Source organism: Lactonifactor longoviformis DSM 17459, assembly GCF_900129135.1.
Classification (GTDB): Bacteria; Bacillota; Clostridia; order Lachnospirales; family Lachnospiraceae; genus Lactonifactor; species Lactonifactor longoviformis.
In genome coordinates this window covers 1-16,258 of the sequence record NZ_FQVI01000032.1, presented here as the reverse complement: position 1 = coordinate 16,258, position 16,258 = coordinate 1, and the positions used below count along the sequence as shown (strand labels likewise).

12 protein-coding genes, 3 tRNA genes and 1 rRNA gene are annotated in these 16,258 nt (G+C 46.1%); 3 read left to right on the top strand and 13 right to left on the bottom strand.

Features of this window, described 5'->3' with window-relative positions:
• Positions 1-8 precede the first annotated feature (8 nt).
• From BUA56_RS19480 to BUA56_RS19445, 8 genes are all read right to left on the bottom strand, one after another.
• Positions 9-965 carry a carbohydrate kinase family protein gene (locus tag BUA56_RS19480; RefSeq protein WP_072854451.1) on the bottom strand — a complete coding sequence of 319 codons (957 nt, stop codon included), beginning with the start codon at positions 963-965 and terminating at the stop codon, positions 9-11.
• A 12-nt stretch (positions 966-977) separates the two neighbouring features.
• Positions 978-1,544 carry a cysteine hydrolase family protein gene (locus tag BUA56_RS19475; RefSeq protein ID WP_072854450.1) on the bottom strand — a complete coding sequence of 189 codons (567 nt, stop codon included), beginning with the start codon at positions 1,542-1,544 and terminating at the stop codon, positions 978-980.
• Positions 1,545-1,567: 23 nt separating this feature from the next.
• The gene (locus tag BUA56_RS19470; RefSeq protein ID WP_072854449.1) at positions 1,568-2,476 is read right to left on the bottom strand and encodes an ABC transporter permease; all 909 of its coding nucleotides are present in this window, start codon (positions 2,474-2,476) and stop codon (positions 1,568-1,570) included.
• Positions 2,473-3,555: an ABC transporter permease gene (locus tag BUA56_RS19465; protein ID WP_072854448.1), complete on the bottom strand. Its 1,083-nt coding sequence runs from the start codon at positions 3,553-3,555 to the stop codon at positions 2,473-2,475. The genes BUA56_RS19470 and BUA56_RS19465 overlap by 4 nt, the downstream gene beginning before the upstream one ends.
• On the bottom strand, positions 3,552-5,093 hold the full coding sequence (locus tag BUA56_RS19460; protein ID WP_072854447.1) for an ABC transporter ATP-binding protein: 1,542 nt from the start codon (positions 5,091-5,093) through the stop codon (positions 3,552-3,554). Before BUA56_RS19460 ends, BUA56_RS19465 begins: the two co-directional genes overlap by 4 nt.
• Positions 5,094-5,152: 59 nt before the next feature.
• The gene (locus BUA56_RS19455) at positions 5,153-6,349 is read right to left on the bottom strand and encodes a BMP family lipoprotein (protein WP_072854446.1); all 1,197 of its coding nucleotides are present in this window, start codon (positions 6,347-6,349) and stop codon (positions 5,153-5,155) included.
• A 14-nt stretch (positions 6,350-6,363) separates the two neighbouring features.
• Positions 6,364-7,092 carry a GntR family transcriptional regulator gene (locus BUA56_RS19450; protein WP_072854445.1) on the bottom strand — a complete coding sequence of 243 codons (729 nt, stop codon included), beginning with the start codon at positions 7,090-7,092 and terminating at the stop codon, positions 6,364-6,366.
• A 289-nt stretch (positions 7,093-7,381) separates the two neighbouring features.
• On the bottom strand, positions 7,382-8,122 hold the full coding sequence (locus tag BUA56_RS19445) for a GntR family transcriptional regulator (RefSeq protein ID WP_072854444.1): 741 nt from the start codon (positions 8,120-8,122) through the stop codon (positions 7,382-7,384).
• 266 nt (positions 8,123-8,388) lie between these two features.
• On the opposite strand from BUA56_RS19445, the gene BUA56_RS19440 reads away from it, so the two are divergent.
• On the top strand, positions 8,389-11,109 hold the full coding sequence (locus tag BUA56_RS19440) for a hybrid sensor histidine kinase/response regulator (protein ID WP_072854443.1): 2,721 nt from the start codon (positions 8,389-8,391) through the stop codon (positions 11,107-11,109).
• Between the two features lie 57 nt (positions 11,110-11,166).
• Positions 11,167-12,618, top strand: a complete 1,452-nt coding sequence (locus BUA56_RS19435) for a GntR family transcriptional regulator (RefSeq protein ID WP_072854442.1) — start codon at positions 11,167-11,169, stop codon at positions 12,616-12,618.
• Here BUA56_RS19435 and BUA56_RS19430 read toward each other — a convergent pair.
• Complete coding sequence (locus BUA56_RS19430) at positions 12,613-14,412, bottom strand: glycerophosphodiester phosphodiesterase (protein WP_072854441.1); 1,800 nt, start codon at positions 14,410-14,412, stop codon at positions 12,613-12,615. The genes BUA56_RS19435 and BUA56_RS19430 overlap by 6 nt on opposite strands.
• Positions 14,413-14,838: 426 nt before the next feature.
• Between BUA56_RS19430 and BUA56_RS19425 the strand changes: the two genes are divergently transcribed.
• Positions 14,839-15,291: a hypothetical protein gene (locus BUA56_RS19425; RefSeq protein ID WP_072854440.1), complete on the top strand. Its 453-nt coding sequence runs from the start codon at positions 14,839-14,841 to the stop codon at positions 15,289-15,291.
• Between the two features lie 328 nt (positions 15,292-15,619).
• Here BUA56_RS19425 and BUA56_RS19420 read toward each other — a convergent pair.
• From BUA56_RS19420 to BUA56_RS19405, 4 genes are all read right to left on the bottom strand, one after another.
• Positions 15,620-15,691, bottom strand: a tRNA-Cys gene (locus BUA56_RS19420).
• Between the two features lie 54 nt (positions 15,692-15,745).
• Positions 15,746-15,817, bottom strand: a tRNA-Glu gene (locus BUA56_RS19415).
• A 25-nt stretch (positions 15,818-15,842) separates the two neighbouring features.
• Positions 15,843-15,914: transfer RNA gene (locus BUA56_RS19410), tRNA-Asn, on the bottom strand.
• Positions 15,915-16,081: 167 nt separating this feature from the next.
• Positions 16,082-16,258, bottom strand: a 23S ribosomal RNA gene (locus tag BUA56_RS19405); the annotation flags it as partial.

Sequence of the window (16,258 nt, the reverse complement as noted above, 5' to 3'; positions counted from 1 at the left end):
TTCTCTCCTCACTTCCCGCTTTCTTTCAGCAGCTGTCTGTATTTTTCCAGCAGCGCTTCCTCTGTTGGCATGTTTGTACAGCACCCCTCTGCCTGAAGAACAAACCAGGAGAGCACACTGCCCAGCCTGCAGCACTCTGCCGGCTCCATGCCCTTGAGATAGCCATAGAGAAAGCCTGCGATGTAGGCATCCCCGGAACCCGTTGCATCTGCAATCTCATCGGCCCTGCAAATCCCGATCCGATGTTTTACGACTCCCTGAGAGGTGCGCTGATAGCAGATACTTCCCTCTTTTCCGAGGGTAGTCACAATAATCTCGGCGCTTCCAAGGGAAAAAAGCTCTGTGATATCCCCCAGCCCATAGATCTGCTCTATGATCCCGCGCTCCACTTCGTTGGTAAATATTATCTTGCTCCCGGTGAGCAGAACCTTTAAAAACTCCTGGGGAAAAGCGTCAAAATCATCTTTCATTCCAAAGACAACAGGCACCTGATGGCGGACGCACTGCCGGTAGAACTCTTCATTGTCTGCCCTGGATGCGACGGTAATCACACCCAGACGAGTATTCTGAAATAATTCATCGTCCAGAGGCTGTGCGTACTTCTCGTCCATGGCTCCCGGATAAAAAATAGTTATGTGATCATTTTGATTGTCCTGAAGCAGATAGCACACGGAAGTAGCTTCCTCTTCAATGACCCGGATGCCCTCAGTGGATACGCCCCCCTGTTCCAGAAAGGCTTTAAACCCGTTCTCTATATAATCTCCCCCGACCCTCAGGACCGGAAGTCCATTGAGTCCTAGACGGCTCAGCCCGTAAGCGATATTGACGGAGCATCCCCCGTAAAAGATATCTACGTTATTCCGGTTGGTGACCAGGGAAGTATATCCAACCTTAGCCGGCGAGGCAATCTTTATGATATGGTCCATGCTTACATATCCGCTGGTTAGTACATCAATCTGTCTCATGTTCTTCCCCCTTTATAATTTCCCGCTGTCCAGCAGACCAAACAACTCTTCTGTGTCCACCACAGTCCCCAGATATTTGCTGATGTCTTCCAGATGCACCTGGTTAACTGTCTCTGAGTTGGTAGCTACACAGTCTGATACCACATAACCGTCATAGTCCAGATAAAAGGCATCTGTGATGGTGGCCCGGATGCAGCAGTTTGTCTTTGTTCCCACAACGATTACATTTTTTACCCCGTTTTCTCTTAATACCAGATCCAGGTCCGTACCGAAGAACCCACTGTATCTTCTCTTTTTGATTACGTAATCTGTCTCCTCCTGAACCGGAAGCATAGGGTCAATCTCTTCTCCCCCGCTGCCTTCTATGCAGTTGGGGCGCATGGAAGCAGCCTTCCGGTCGAATTTTCCTTTTCTGTTGCAGTGCTGCAGAAAGACTACAAGCACATCCTTTTCTCTGCATTTGTCCAGAACTCTTTTGATCCTGGGCAGAATCTCCCGGTTCTGAGGGTAGAAAACCAATCCCTCAGGATCCGTAAAATCCTTTACCATATCTACAATAAGCAGCGCTGTCTTATACATACCTTATCCTTTCCTTCAAACCTCTAATGGAATCCTCTGACTTTTTGGTTTCTGTATTTGAGCATTGACACTATGGTCAGCACAATTCCCATGACCACATAAGGAATCACATCAAACAGGGCGGCAGCCGGACCGGCGTAAAGCCCCATATTAACCGCCAGAGCTCTGGCCGCACCGAATACAATGGCATAAAGGGCGCTGGACACCGGATCTCCCTGGCCGCAGTAGATTGCCGCGATGGCAATAAAGCCCCGGCCTGCGGTCATATTGTTTGTAAAAAGCACCATACGCTCCAGCGCCAGGTTGATCCCGGCCAGAGAACAGCAGAATGCTCCCAGAAGAATTGCCAGGTAGCGGTACTTATTCGTATTCAGTCCCAGATTCCTGGCTGCATCTTCATTTTCCCCCACTACCCGGACATATATGCCGAATTTTGTGCGGTACATCAGAAGCCAGATAAAGAAAATTCCTATAAAGGAGAGATACGTAATGGGTGTGTGACCGCTTAGGATGTCTCCGAGAATGGGAATCTTATCGATCACCGGAATATGTATTTTAAAATCCGATACATCCTTCCAGGTAAGACGAATATTGGCGGACTCCATATACTGGAGCACAAACCCGGCTATAGCCGGAACCACCATATTAATAGCCAGACCTACCACAATAACATTTCCTTTATAGGTAACCGTCATAAAGGAGAAAATCAGGCCGATGAGGAGGCAGACTGCAATAGCCGCAAGATATCCCAGGGCAATATTTCCTGTGAGATAGGAGACCAGCATGGAGACAAATGCCCCTGCCAGCATCATACCTTCCAGCGCAATATTCAGAACATTGGCTTTGTAGGCAAAGATACCTCCCAGCACACACAGCAATATAGGTGTGGCATGGTATACGGAATCATATAAAATATTTCCTAAGAAGTTCATTCTGTCACCCTCCTGCTCTCTCTCCACATTTTATAGCGTTCGGTAAATCCGTATTTTTCATTAAAAAACCGCACTGCAAGGAAAAGTATAATCAATCCCTGGAGGACACCCACAATTTCCTTGGGCACAGAGGTATACATATTAATATTATCCGCCCCTGTTTTCAGTCCGCTGTAGAAAACTGCCGCCAGCAGAATTCCTCCGGGAGTATGGCGTCCCAGAAGCGCAATGAGCATACCGTCCCATCCAAGTCCGGTGGTCCCGGAGAAGGTCAGTGTATACTTAAACGCCTCGCTCATCATCTGTCCGGATCCGGCCAGACCTGCAAGGGCACCGCTGATACACATAAGGACAATGATCTTTCTGCGCACCCTCATGCCGGTGGCTTCTGAGAATTCTGGGTTTTTACCGATTGCAGTTACTTCATATCCAAGCTTTGTCTTTCTCATCACAAAAGCCATCAGAATCAGGACCCCAAGGGCGATGAAAAAGAATAATGTCAGTTTTGAGTTCCCCAGTCTGGAAAACATAGCGGTTTCCTTTATGGTAGGCGTACATACATATCCGGATCCGTCTTCTCTGAAAGGACCTGAGGACAAGTACTCCAGAATCTTAATCATGGCATAATTCAATGTCAGGGTAACTACCATCTCATCCACATGGTAAAATGCCTTCAGGAGGGCCGGAACCAGCGCAAATAATACACCGAACAGCATTCCTACCGCCATACAGATAATTTTGTGAAGAACCGGGCTTCCGATCTGCAGGGAGGCTCCCACAAGGCCTGAGAAAAAACCGCCCAGCAGCAGCTGTCCTTCCACGCCCATATTGAAAATATTGGCCTTAAAGGTAATGGCTATGGCCAGACCTGTCAGCAGCAGCGGAGATGCATAGTGAAGGGTGTTAGAAAGCCCTTTGGCAGTAAACAGGGATTTCCCCAGCATGATCCGGTATACGGTCAGAGGGTTTTCCCCTATGGCTGCAATGATAATGGCGCCGATCAGAAAGGCCAGCAGTACCGGCAGCAAGGTATTCACTATTTTAGGAAAAATATTGAATTTTTTTTCTGATTTTTTCATGCGGTTCTCTCCTTGACTTTTGCTCCTGCCATTAAAAGGCCGATTTCTTCTACAGGTACACTGGGATCCGCCTCACCGATGATTGCCCCCTTATACATAACGGCAATTCTGTCAGACAGGCTCATAATCTCCGTGAGCTCACTGGATATGAGCAGAACAGAATATCCCTCATTTCTGAATTTCAGCAGCTGTTTGTGAATAAACTCAATAGACCCGATATCCACCCCTCTGGTAGGCTGGCACGCAATCATAACCTTTGGATGATTCTCCAGCTCTCTGGCAATAATTACTTTCTGGGCATTTCCCCCGGAAAGCTGAGAGATCTCTCCCTCCGGATCCGCAACACGGATATCGTATTTTTCTATGTAAGAGTCCGCAAGCCTTCGTATGGTTCTGCCATGCAGCACCCCCGACTTGCACACCTCATGATTTCCAAAATAACCGGCAATGCAGTTTTCAGGTATTGTCATATCCCTGCACAGCCCCTGGGCATAACGGTCCTCCGGAATAATGCCGAGTCCTTTTTTTCTCAGTTCATCCGGCCAGGCGTTGGTCACATCACTGCCGCACAGGGTAACCTTCCCCTTTGTTACGGTCATCAGTCCGGTGAGAACCTTAATCAGCTCACTTTGTCCGTTGCCTTCCACCCCTGCGATTCCAAGAATCTCACCTTTGTGTACTTCCAGGGAGATATCATGGAGAATCTCCTTTTGTTCTCCGTTAACAGTACATACATCTTTTACACTGTAGGCCACTTCACACCCGCATGGCGTTCCGTTCTCGTTGCTTACGGTGAGAACAACATCCCTTCCCACCATCATCTGTGCCAGTTCCTGTTCACTGGTCTCACAGGTAGCCACATTTCCGATTACCTTCCCCTGTTTGATTACGGTTACACTGTCACTGAGCTCCATAACTTCTCTTAATTTATGTGTTATAACGATAATTGTCTTTCCATTATTCCGCAGCTCTTTCAGATTGTCCATCAGGCGATCCACCTCCTGGGGTGTTAGCACCGCGGTGGGCTCGTCCAGGATCAGAATCCGGACATTTCGGTACAGCATTTTGAGGATTTCCACCTGCTGGCACAGGCCCACAGAGATATTCTCTACCTTCTCCAGAGGATCAATTTGGAAGTGGTACTGTTCGATCAGATCTCTCACTCTTTGAATCTCCGCGTCCCGGTCAATAAAAGGACTCTTTCTTCCCTTCCAGGTCTTATTAATCTCGCTGCCCAGAAGTATATTCTCGTACACGGTAAGACTTGGAACCAATTTAAAGTGCTGATGAACCATACCAATCCCATGCCTGATTGCGTCTGTGGGGCTTTTGAATACTACTTCTTTTCCCTCGATTAAAATCTTGCCGCTGCTTGGACGCAGAGCACCGTACAGCATGTTCATAAGGGTAGATTTTCCTGCGCCGTTTTCACCCACAATACACTTGATCTCCTGGGGCTCTACCGATATATTGATTTTATCATTTGCCACAAAGGCATCGAACTTCTTTGTTAGATCAACCGTTTGTATGATACTCATGAATCTGCTCCTTTTCAGACAGGGGCCTTATTTCAAAGGCCCCTCTTCTTCCGCTGTTCCTACTCTGTTTTAATGGTAACATGAGGGCAGGTTGCGGGATCGAATTCTTCTCCGATTTGCTTATTAACAACATCAATGGATCCGTCCTGAATCTGCTTACTGATTTCATCTGTCTTAGCTTTTATCTCGTCCCATGCAGCAGAATCTGCCACATGCTTACTCATTTCTGCCAAATCGGTAATGCCTGTCGCGCCGGAGGCAAGATTGTAGCTCTGTTCCTTTTCCATCTCATTAATCTTTCCGTCTGCAAATGCCTGAGTAATTGTTTTTACCGGCACTCCTGTGATCTTCAGCACACTGGTTAATACATGTCCGGGCTGCTGATCGTCCAGATTCGCATCTGTCTGGATGGCAATCTTACCTACTTCCTTTGCCTTAGAAGTGATTCCGTCACCTACCACGCCGGCATCTGCAAAAACCACATTGGCTCCGCTTTCATAGAATGTTCCTGCCACAGTGCTTCCCAGTGCGGGATCTGTAAATCCTGCATCGTATTTTGCATAATAATCATAGTTTACATTTAATTCCTCTGCTGCCTTGTTGATTCCCTGGATAAATCCGTAGGAGTAAAACAGAATACCGTTGGAGTTTGTTCCTCCGATGAATCCGATTCCTCTGGACTGATCTAACGGAGTTAAAGAATACCCTTCTGGGAACAGCTTATCCATATTTTCATTCATATACACAGACAGGTATCCTGCCAGGTAGGATGCTTCGTGCACATCAAACAGTACAGAGATTACATTGTCATGGATTGTTTCCCCTTTATCGTCTCTGTTGGGATTGTCGTTAAATACCACGAACCAGGTATCCGGATACTGCTCTGCGATGGGTTTCGCTCCTCCAACGCCTTTGATTAAAGCATCAAAATCATACTCCAGGCTAAAGATAAGATTATAACCATCCTCTGCCAGAGTTTCCAGAGCTGCCGGAACCCCGTTTACCGGTTCCACAATCTTGCACTCTGCCCCCAGTTCCTTTGCAATCTCTTTTCCCTCTGTGCAGGCTGACTGGTTATACCCGTTGTCGTTCTGTCCGGAGTTAGAGCATACGATAGCCATCTTAACATCGCTGCCCCCTGCTGCCGCTTCCTTTCCGTCTTCCTTCCCGGAATCACCTCCGCAGCCTGCAAGCATACCTACAGCCATCACAGCAGCCAGTAATCCTCCTAAAAATTTCTTTGTTCCTTTTTTCATCCTTTCTTCCTCCTTTATCTTATCTGGTTAATAGAAAACTTAAACTTATCTGTCCTGTAGTAGCACTTAAAGTACTCGATAGGAACTTCCATCCCATTTACAATGCCACTGGTTGTACAACCGAAGAGTATAATCGGCATTCCCTCCTCAATGTCCAGATATTCCGCAATCTCGTCCTTGGCAAGAACTGCTTCTATGGTTCTCCTGGCCTTGGTTATGCGTATCCCATACTGGCGGGGAATGACATGATACAGAGATTCATTCACAAAATCGTATTGATCGATGCCGGAGAATAGCTTTTCCGGCAGATAAGTGACCGTGTAATTCAGCGGTTCTCCCTGGGCGTACAGAATTCTGCCCATACGGAAAACCCGGTCATCTGTAGTAATATGAAGCGTCTTTGCCCTCTTGCTGTCCGCAGGTATGTATTCTGCCGTCACTAACCGCTTGGAGGGCTGGAGTCCCAGCCGCAGTACGTCTTCCGTACAGCTGGTAATGGCAAACAGATCCTGGCTGTTCTCATCGGATTTTACATAAGTACCTTTTCCCTGGACCTTATATAAATATCCTTCTTTCACCAGTTCATCAATGGCCTTGCGCACGGTAATCCTGCTTACCTGGTAGCTCTCCATCATTTCCCTTTCACTGGGTATGGGCAAGTCTCCTGCATATTCTTCCATTTCAATCTTTTGAATAATGTCTCTTTTTAGTGAGAAATACTTGGGTATGTGTTCTTCCTCCATCTTCTCCCTGCCTTTTTCTTGTATTGTTCAGCTCATCATATTATGTCGTTATGTCGTCATGACCACTTGTGCTTTTATATTACTCCTTTATCCGTTTTTGTCAATAGATTACCCTGATATTTTAGTTTTTTGGTGATTTTCTACAATTTTATCCATAAAATTTCTACAAGAAAAATTTTATCTTTTTTATTTTGCAGCATGTTCCCCATTGGTTCAGGGGAAAAACAGAACCAGTTTCCCAAGGCCCTGCCTTTTGGAAAACTGGTTCTGTCTGTTCCATTATTTTACGTTAAGCGTTATTTTCTGATGCTATCTGATCAATATAGAATTTATATTTGTCTGTCCGGTAATAACAGTGGAAACGTTCCACCGGAAGTTCCTCCCCGTCCATCATTCCATAAGTCGTACATCCAAACTTAATGAGAGGCATACCCACCCCTATGTCCAGATACTCGGCGATCTCGTCTGTAGCCAAAACAGCTTCCAGAGTTCTTCTCGCCTTTGTAAGCGTACAGCCGTACTCACTGTTCAGGGTCTCGTACAGGGACTCTGCCGCAAAATCATGCCGGTCTATCCTGGGAAAAAGCTTATACGGGAGATTTGTCACCGTGTAATTCAACGGCTCCCCGCTGGCATACAATACCCTGCCAAGGCGGAAAACTTCCTCCCCCGGAAGAAGTCCCAGTGCTTTCGCCCTGCTCCTGTCTGCAGGCACTATCTGAGATACAATCACTCGTTTCGTAGGGGTCATCCCCATCTTCCTGACATCCTCTGTACAGCTTGTAATGGCAAATAAGTCATGGCTGTTCTCATCTGTCTTTACATAGGTGCCTTTTCCCTGCACCTTATACAGATATCCCTCCATAACCAGTTCATCCACGGCCTTGCGGATGGTAATCCTGCTCACCTGATAGTAATCCATAAGGATCCGCTCGCTGGGTATGGTTTCCCCCGCAGTATACTCCTCCGTCTCAATTTTCCTGATAATATCCTTTTTTATCACATAATACTTGGGTGCTTTTTCTTCCATCCTCTTATCCCTCTCACATTTTTGCAAATGCTCTGGGCAGGTTCTCACGCTGGCGCAGAACCTGCTTATAAATACAATAGTATCATATTTGCATGCAAAACAAAAGCAAAAATCACCCGTTACTCCAGTGTTCCTGCCGCCGGCGGGCCGCCCGCAGAAATCACAGGATTGTATTGCTTTTACAGGTTTGATTAGATATAATATGATCTAGATTACCGCAATACGGCCCCATCAAATACATTTATCATTAACAAAGGAGAACTTTTATGGAAGGTTACCGGGACACCTTTACAGACACCCTTGGCATAAGTGCCAGCAAATATAGATTAGATAAGGAACTCACCCTCCTTTGTGCAAATGAATATTTTTACCAGAGCACGGGGTATACCGCATCCGAATACCAGACGCTCTTTCCAAGTCTGTCTCAATACTATGAGAGACACCGCAAGGAATTTCGCAAAATAAAAGACACCGCTTTTGCTGCCCTCGAAAGCGGAGAGAAGACTTTTACCCTGGACTGCCGGATGCCCCGAAAGGACAATGACAGCAGATGGGTCCGCATGGCAGGCACTATCACCCGGGACCCCTCCAATGAGTATCCTGTTCTTCTGGCCGTATATACGGATATCCATGACATTATTTCGGCCCGGGAAGAGAAAACCCGGTATTTTGAATGGATGATGGATGAATATGTTGGAAATGTCTATATCAGCGATATGGATACCTACGAGCTTCTATTTGTAAATACTGTTGCATGTGAGACGCTTCAGGCACGCAGCGAATCCATATTGGGAAGGAAATGCTACGAAGTAATTCAGGGACGTACCTCTCCCTGTCCCTTTTGTACCAATGACAGGCTGCAGGAAGATGCATTTTACCGATGGGAATTTGATAACCCTGTGCTGCAACGGACCTTTATGATTAAAAACCGTATTGTAAACTGGAAAGGCCGCAGAGCCCGTATCGAGCTGTCTCATGATATGTACAGCACGGAATACAAACTTGCCAAGAAGGACAGGGAGAGGGAATCCCTTCTCAGAACCATCCCCGGCGGTTTTGTACGGATTGACGCCAGAGACTGCCAGTCCATCCTCTGGTACGGGGCTGAATTTCTGCAGGTGATTGGCTACACGAAAGAACAGCTTGAAAAGGAACTCCATTATCGGTGCACCTATATTCACCCTGAGGATAAGAGCCGTGTAACAGCGGTTATGCAGAAGATTCGTGAAACAGGGGAAAGCGCAGTGATAGAGGCCAGAGTAATCTCTCACCATGGAGAGATCAAAATTCTGACCATGACGTTATGCTACATAAGCGGGGAGGACAGCTGGGATGGGATCCCCTCCTACTACCGGGTAGGGATTGATGTAACCCGGGAACGGGAAGAGCAGGAGCGCCAGCGCCGGGCTTTGGAAGATGCCTACCGTACAGCACAGGTGGCCAGTTCTGCAAAAACCAATTTCCTGTCTTCCATGTCCCATGATATCCGTACTCCTATGAACGCCATTATGGGAATGGCCGCCATTGCCCAGGCTAGTCTCGGCTCACCGGAAAAGGTGCATGACTGCCTGAATAAAATTAATGTCTCCAGCCGCCATCTTCTCAGTCTTATTAACGAAGTATTGGATATGTCTAAAATAGAAAGCGGAAAAATTGATCTTATGCCGGAGGAGGTTAATCTTCCGGAGCTTACACAAAATGTAGCAGATATGTGCAAACCGCTCATTGCAGAAAAGCAGCTGGAATTCCAGATCAGTGTGGGACAGGTCCGCCACGAAAAAATCATAGCGGACGGCGACCGCCTGCAGCAAGTCTTCATGAACCTTTTGTCCAATGCTATTAAATATACCCCAGACGGAGGAAAGATTAGTCTGTTCATCAACGAGCTTCCCTCCCTGAATCCACAGAAAGCCCAGTTTGAATTTATTATCCGGGATAACGGGATTGGTATGGAAAGCGACTATATTCCTCATATCTTTGAGCCCTTCTCCAGAGCGGAGGATTCCCGCATCAGCAAGATTCAGGGAACGGGACTAGGCATGGCCATTACAGAGAATATTGTGAGGATGATGAACGGTTCTATCGATGTCAAAAGTCAGCCGGGGGAAGGCTCACAGTTTACAGTTTCCGTTCAGTTTGCGTGGATCAATGAGGAAGAGGTTTGCGACAAAGAATTAGAAGGACTCCCTGTACTGGTAGTAGACGACGATGAGGTTGTCTGTGAGAATGCCACAGCACTTCTGAATGAGCTGGGCATGCGGGGATATTGGGTACTATCAGGCCTTGAAGCTGTGGAGAGCGTGGCCCGTGCCCATGACCGGCAGGATGATTACTTTGCTGTTATCCTGGATTGGCAGATGCCAAAGATGGATGGACTGGAAACCCTGAAAGCCATAAGAGAACAGCTTGGGGATCATGTCCCAATCATTATCATCTCCGCCTATGACTACTCCAACATTGAAGATGAGTTTGTCCGTGCAGGGGCAGACGCCTTTATTAGCAAGCCTCTCTTTAAATCTAAAATGCTCCATGTTCTGCAGCTATTCCTCTCCACCAGTCATCAGGATTCTCTTGATGTCCCCGCAGAGGTAAACCATCCGGGACTGCCCGGAAAGCATATTCTTCTTGCTGAGGATAATGATTTGAATCGTGAGATTGCCACTGAACTGCTTGAGATGCGGGGATTAACTGTGGATGCGGTGGAAAACGGCCTCCATGCGGCAGATGCCTTCCGGACTTCTCCCCCCGGTTACTATGCCGCCGTACTTATGGATATTCAGATGCCTGAGATGGACGGCTATACCGCCACTAAAACGATCCGCTCCATGAAGCGGAAGGACGCACATACCATTCCCATTCTGGCCCTGACTGCCAACGCTTTCGTGGCTGATGTGGGCAAGGCGCGCAGTGTGGGAATGAATGACCATATTGCAAAACCTATTGATGTAGAGCAGCTGATGCATGTACTGCAGAAATGGATCGGTTAACCATGAATCCTCCAACAGTTATTTTACCAATTGTCTGAGAAATGAAAGGATGTACATATGTCTTACTCCAACAGTCAGGAACAAACCATTTACCGGAGTCTTGCCGGACAGATTCAGCTGGGCTTTTTTGACCATGGGGAGCGCTTCCCATCTGCCAAAGAGATTGCTTTGGGATATGGAGTCTCTTATTGTCCGGCCCAGAGGGCACTAAAGCGCCTTGAGACAAATGGCCTTGTCCGGCTTTGCCGGGGAAAACCAACGGTTATCCTGGCAAAGCCATATGCGAATTACCTTGACAGCACGGTGTTTCGGAACCGTGCAGCCGCCGTGGAAGATCTCTGCAAAAGCCTCCATCTGATTTCCCCTGCTATCTGTATGCAGGGTATGTATGCGATAGCGCCCTCTGCTTCCCCCAAAGAGGCTGGGCAGGAGCCCGGCCCAATTCATTACGGGAAGTTTCTTTACAAAACCTTTCATCAGTATCTTCACGCCCTGGGCAGCCGCACGGTATTAAGTCTGTACTATGATATCGGTTTCTTTACAGAAAGCGCCTTCCTTGATATCCTGAATGCCCTTTATGGAAAGGAAGAGGCGGACTTGCTGTTAGAAAGAACTGCCGTCTCCCTCCTGCAGTGTGCACAGAACGCTTCCCAAAAGACTCCCCGGCTGCTTATTCAGCAGCTGGAGTCCCTAAGTACAGCTTTCTTTGAGAGGATTGGCCAATACCTTAGGAATACCCACATGCTCCGGGGGGAAAAGGAGCCTTTTGTCTGGGAACCCCATAAAGGAAGAACCCGCTACTGTGATATTGTGGCCATCGACCTGATCTGCAAAATCAATCAGGGTCTATACCCTATTGGAACCTTGCTGCCCAACGGTTCCGTTTTAGCAGATATCTATCACGTGTCTCCTATTACAATCCGCCGCACCATGCAATTGCTCAATCAGCTGGGTGTAGCAAAGACTCTCAATGGAGTGGGCACCCGTGTAATTTTTCCTGGAGACTCCAGTATTCCCTATAAACTAAAGACACTGACTTTTGACGATAATCTGAGGGACTTTCTGGAGGCCCTTCAATTCCTGTCTGTCACGGGTGAATCTGTAATAAAATTCAGCTTTCCCAGTTTCACGGAAGCATACCTTTTATCCATTCAGCAGGCTTTGTCCATCCCTCAGGAAAAAAAATCTATGGTCTCTGTCATCAGCGCATGTATGCAGGCTGTAGTTCACTGCTGTCCGCTTGCTTCTATTCAGGAAATATATCGTCAGATTACCATTTTGCTGCTGAAAGGAAGTGTCCTGCGGCTGGATGAGACCGGGGCGGAAACTGTTCCCGGCTGGCAGAGCCTATCCCAGTCAATGCTTCGCAGCCTCATTGACAGAGATACCGCTCAGTTTGCCCACAGCTGGGGAACATTGATGGATGATAATTTTATCTCAACTAAGAAAACGCTCTTGGAAATTGGAGTATCAGGAATTGACGGAATCATTCAGCCGGTACATTCATAATACCTTTTCTGCCAAATCCATTACCCACTCGCTTTGTCCCTTTGTGTTCAGTATATAAGAGGTGTAATACGTGTTGTCTGTGATAATTCCGTTTACCTGCATTTTTATCATCCTCTTCATACTTTTCTCATCGTTAATTGTCCATGCATAGACTTCTTTGTCCAGAACAGAGGCCTGTGCCAGCAGCTGGGGCGTAATAAAAGTTTCCTCAATGCTAAATGCATCTGCAGCGTTCAGTTCTGTCATATCCCCATAGGCTAACGCTGCAATATACACCGTTTTAAGATGGGGATCCAGCTCCTTCACACGTTCAAGGATGGAATAGTCCATTGATGCAACTGTGCACTGGGATTCAAAATGATATCTGCGGATTAACTCCACGGTTTTCTCTTCTAATTTCTGTTCATGTCCGCTGCTCTTCAATTCTATCATTAGATTTATCTTACCATCAGCCTCTTTTAACATATCCTCCAGTGTGGGAAGATACTCTCCTTCAAAGCCCTGCATTAAATGCTTTCCTATATCGTATCTTCTGCACTCTTCGTAGGTTACATCCCAAATCTTCTGTGATACTCCCGCAATCCGCTTAAAATCTGTATCATGCATCACTACAAGCACGCCGTCTTTTGTTTGCTGGACATCGATCTCCGCGGCGTCTGCCCCGCTTCGGATCGCTTCTTTCAGGGCAGCCAATGTATTCTCCGGTGCAAATACAGCTCCGGCCCTATGTGCCACAATCTGTATATTCTCATTCTTAAATATATCATTTTGAAGAGGATATATCATTTCTGCGTACAGAGTCACACAGAAAAAGGAGGCCAGCACCTGCAAACACTTATAGGCTTTCTTCCTCCAGGTACCTTTTCTCTTTACCGTATCTATCGTTATGCCCTGGTACTTATAGTATGCTGCCATGACTACAGAAATAAGAAAAACAGCCTGTACAGACGCAAAAAGAATCGTTCCCACAGCAGACTGTCTATAATAATAGAACCAGAATGCATACTCTGCCTCCCCGGGGCCCGCAGTAAATTTGGTCCAAAACAAAAGTGACAAAACATAAATTGCTTTACTCCCCAGGGCCATAACATGGATAAATAAACTTCCGATCAGAACAAACAAAAAGATTCTGATTCTTTTTCTTTTCCCCAGCTTTACACTTTTGATCCTGGCCTCCTTAAAGCTGCACGGATGTAACACAAATTCAGGAATACTGAAAATCCATCGAAGGAAATAGAATAAGAACAGCAAAGTGATACCAAAATACGCGAAACCAAGCAGCGGCTGTCCTTTTATAAACTCTAAAATGAAACCTGGTATCTTAAGTGAGCCCAGAGGACCTGACACAAAAACAATCCCGGTCAGAGGCATAAGAAGGAGTACTACAATACTCATCCCCAGATTCTTAGGCTGAAAGATAGCCAATGCCCTTTTGAGACTGTGAAGCAAAAGCCACCTTACCCCTGTTTTCCTTCCCTCACTGGCACAATCACAGTACAAAATGATTGCCGCTATCTCCACAAAGGAAACATAGATAAACAGAATAAAAAAGGCCAGGAGGGAGATAAGGGAGACGGGATGTTTCAATACCTCCAGTATATTCTGGTTTGTAAGATAGTTTACATCTGCCGCCTCCAGGGCATAGATAATCATACTCTCCCCAAACTGAGCCATAACAGTAAGTAAAATCTTATATATTACTTCAAACAAAAGAATCGCCGTCCAATTCCATGTGAGTAATTTCCATACGGTTTTCGTTGACTCTGATATCCTTCTCCATCTGCTACTTTTCATAACATTTTTTCCTTTGCTTTAATTTTTTATCTGCCCCCGGGCAACAGATTTTCTTAAATAATTAAAAACTGCTCAAACAGCAGCTTGTCATTCTCTAGCGTTTCAAGAGCACGCCGGCCATACTCCTCTTCCGTACTGCAGCTGTTCGGAAGTCCAAGGCCGGTTTCTGGTCACGCCGAAAGACCGTACCTCCCGCTACAGCTCCATATAAGATAACCTCTTTTAGCTTATCCTTATACACTCCTTTTAATGCAAAACCCCAACCAGACAAAAGAGGAGAAGCGGTAGCTGCGTGGTGATTCAAAACAAAGGCAATTATCTTTTACATTGTCACCCTTCTGTTTTACAAATTTTTCCAGCATTCTTTATACAGATTTAACGCGGTTTTGTTATACTACTCTAAATTTAACGTGAGGAGACGGTTCTATGATTGGAATAATAAGAAAGCTGATTTATTTTACCTTATTGCAGATTCTTGTATGGACTATAGTAGCAGCCGCCCTCAATTCTCCTTTTACCGATCCCCTGCCAGTAAGAACCTACATTCTTCTAACACTTTTCTTTGACATTATCTTTGCCTGCGGTTTATATGTTGAGCACAAAACAGGGCCTGCATTCCTGACTATACGGGAGCTGAATCTGTTACGTATATATCTCCCGGTTCTTTTTATTGCTGCAATCGCAGGACATTACTATAAGGATCCGGTTGGTATTACACTTTTATTTATTTTTATCTTCAACGTGACAGCCCCTGTTTTCTCCACAAACAATTTCTGGTTCTGTCATGAATGTGGAAAACGCTATGGTATCCGTATCTGGACTTCTAATCATTGTCCCCGTTGTGGTGCGAATCTCTCTAAAAAACGCTATCGCAATTAAAGTAGTAGCCTTAAAATAATTTCTTAGAAAAGCTTCTGAAATAACATAACGCCCAAAAGCCTTTTCCCAAAATTTCCCCTATAACCGTTCTAAAAGTATTCTTAGACGATGGGGAGGTGCCAATAGACAATATTTCTTCTTTACTGGTCAGAGCCACTGCCGGAAATCTGCCGCAGCAAAGCGCAAACGACAAAGATGTAGTAAAAATTCAGCCGCTGGATAATCCAACGGCTGAGAATAACAGGCACTTACGATTTACTGTATACATTTATACAACACGAAATGCAACAAGAATTAAAAAAGCACCGATTTTACGGTACTTTTAAAGAGGCGCAGACCGGATTTGAACCGGTGGATACTGGTGTTGCAGACCATTGCCTTACCACTTGGCTACTGCGCCATACATTATATTATATTACCATATTTTCAAAAATATGCAAGTACTTTTTGAAAGTGACTCCAAGGGGATTTGAACCCCTGTTACCGCCGTGAAAGGGCGGTGTCTTAACCGCTTGACCATGGAGCCTTCTCGTTTCTTTACAGTAAAAAAGCTCCCCGAGTTGGGCTCGAACCAACAACCCTTCGGTTAACAGCCGAATGCTCTACCATTGAGCTATCGAGGATTACTTCTCTTTATTAAAAGTATTTCCATACCTTCAAAACCACATACACGATTATACATCTTTTTTTTCCACTTTGCAACACTTTTCCGTTGTACTTAGATTTGCCTCTTACCAGTTCCGGCTCAACTTGCGTCTCGCCTCACTGCCTTTGGCTTTCCCTAAGTGTTCAGGTCAAGCCCTCGACCGATTAGTAACAGTCAGCTCCATGCATTGCTGCACTTCCACCTCTGCCCTATCTACCTCGTCGTCTTCAAGGGGTCTTACTTCTTCTAAAGAATGGGATATCTCATCTTGAGGGGGGCTTCACGCTTAGATGCCTTCAGCGTTTATCCCTTCCCGACTTG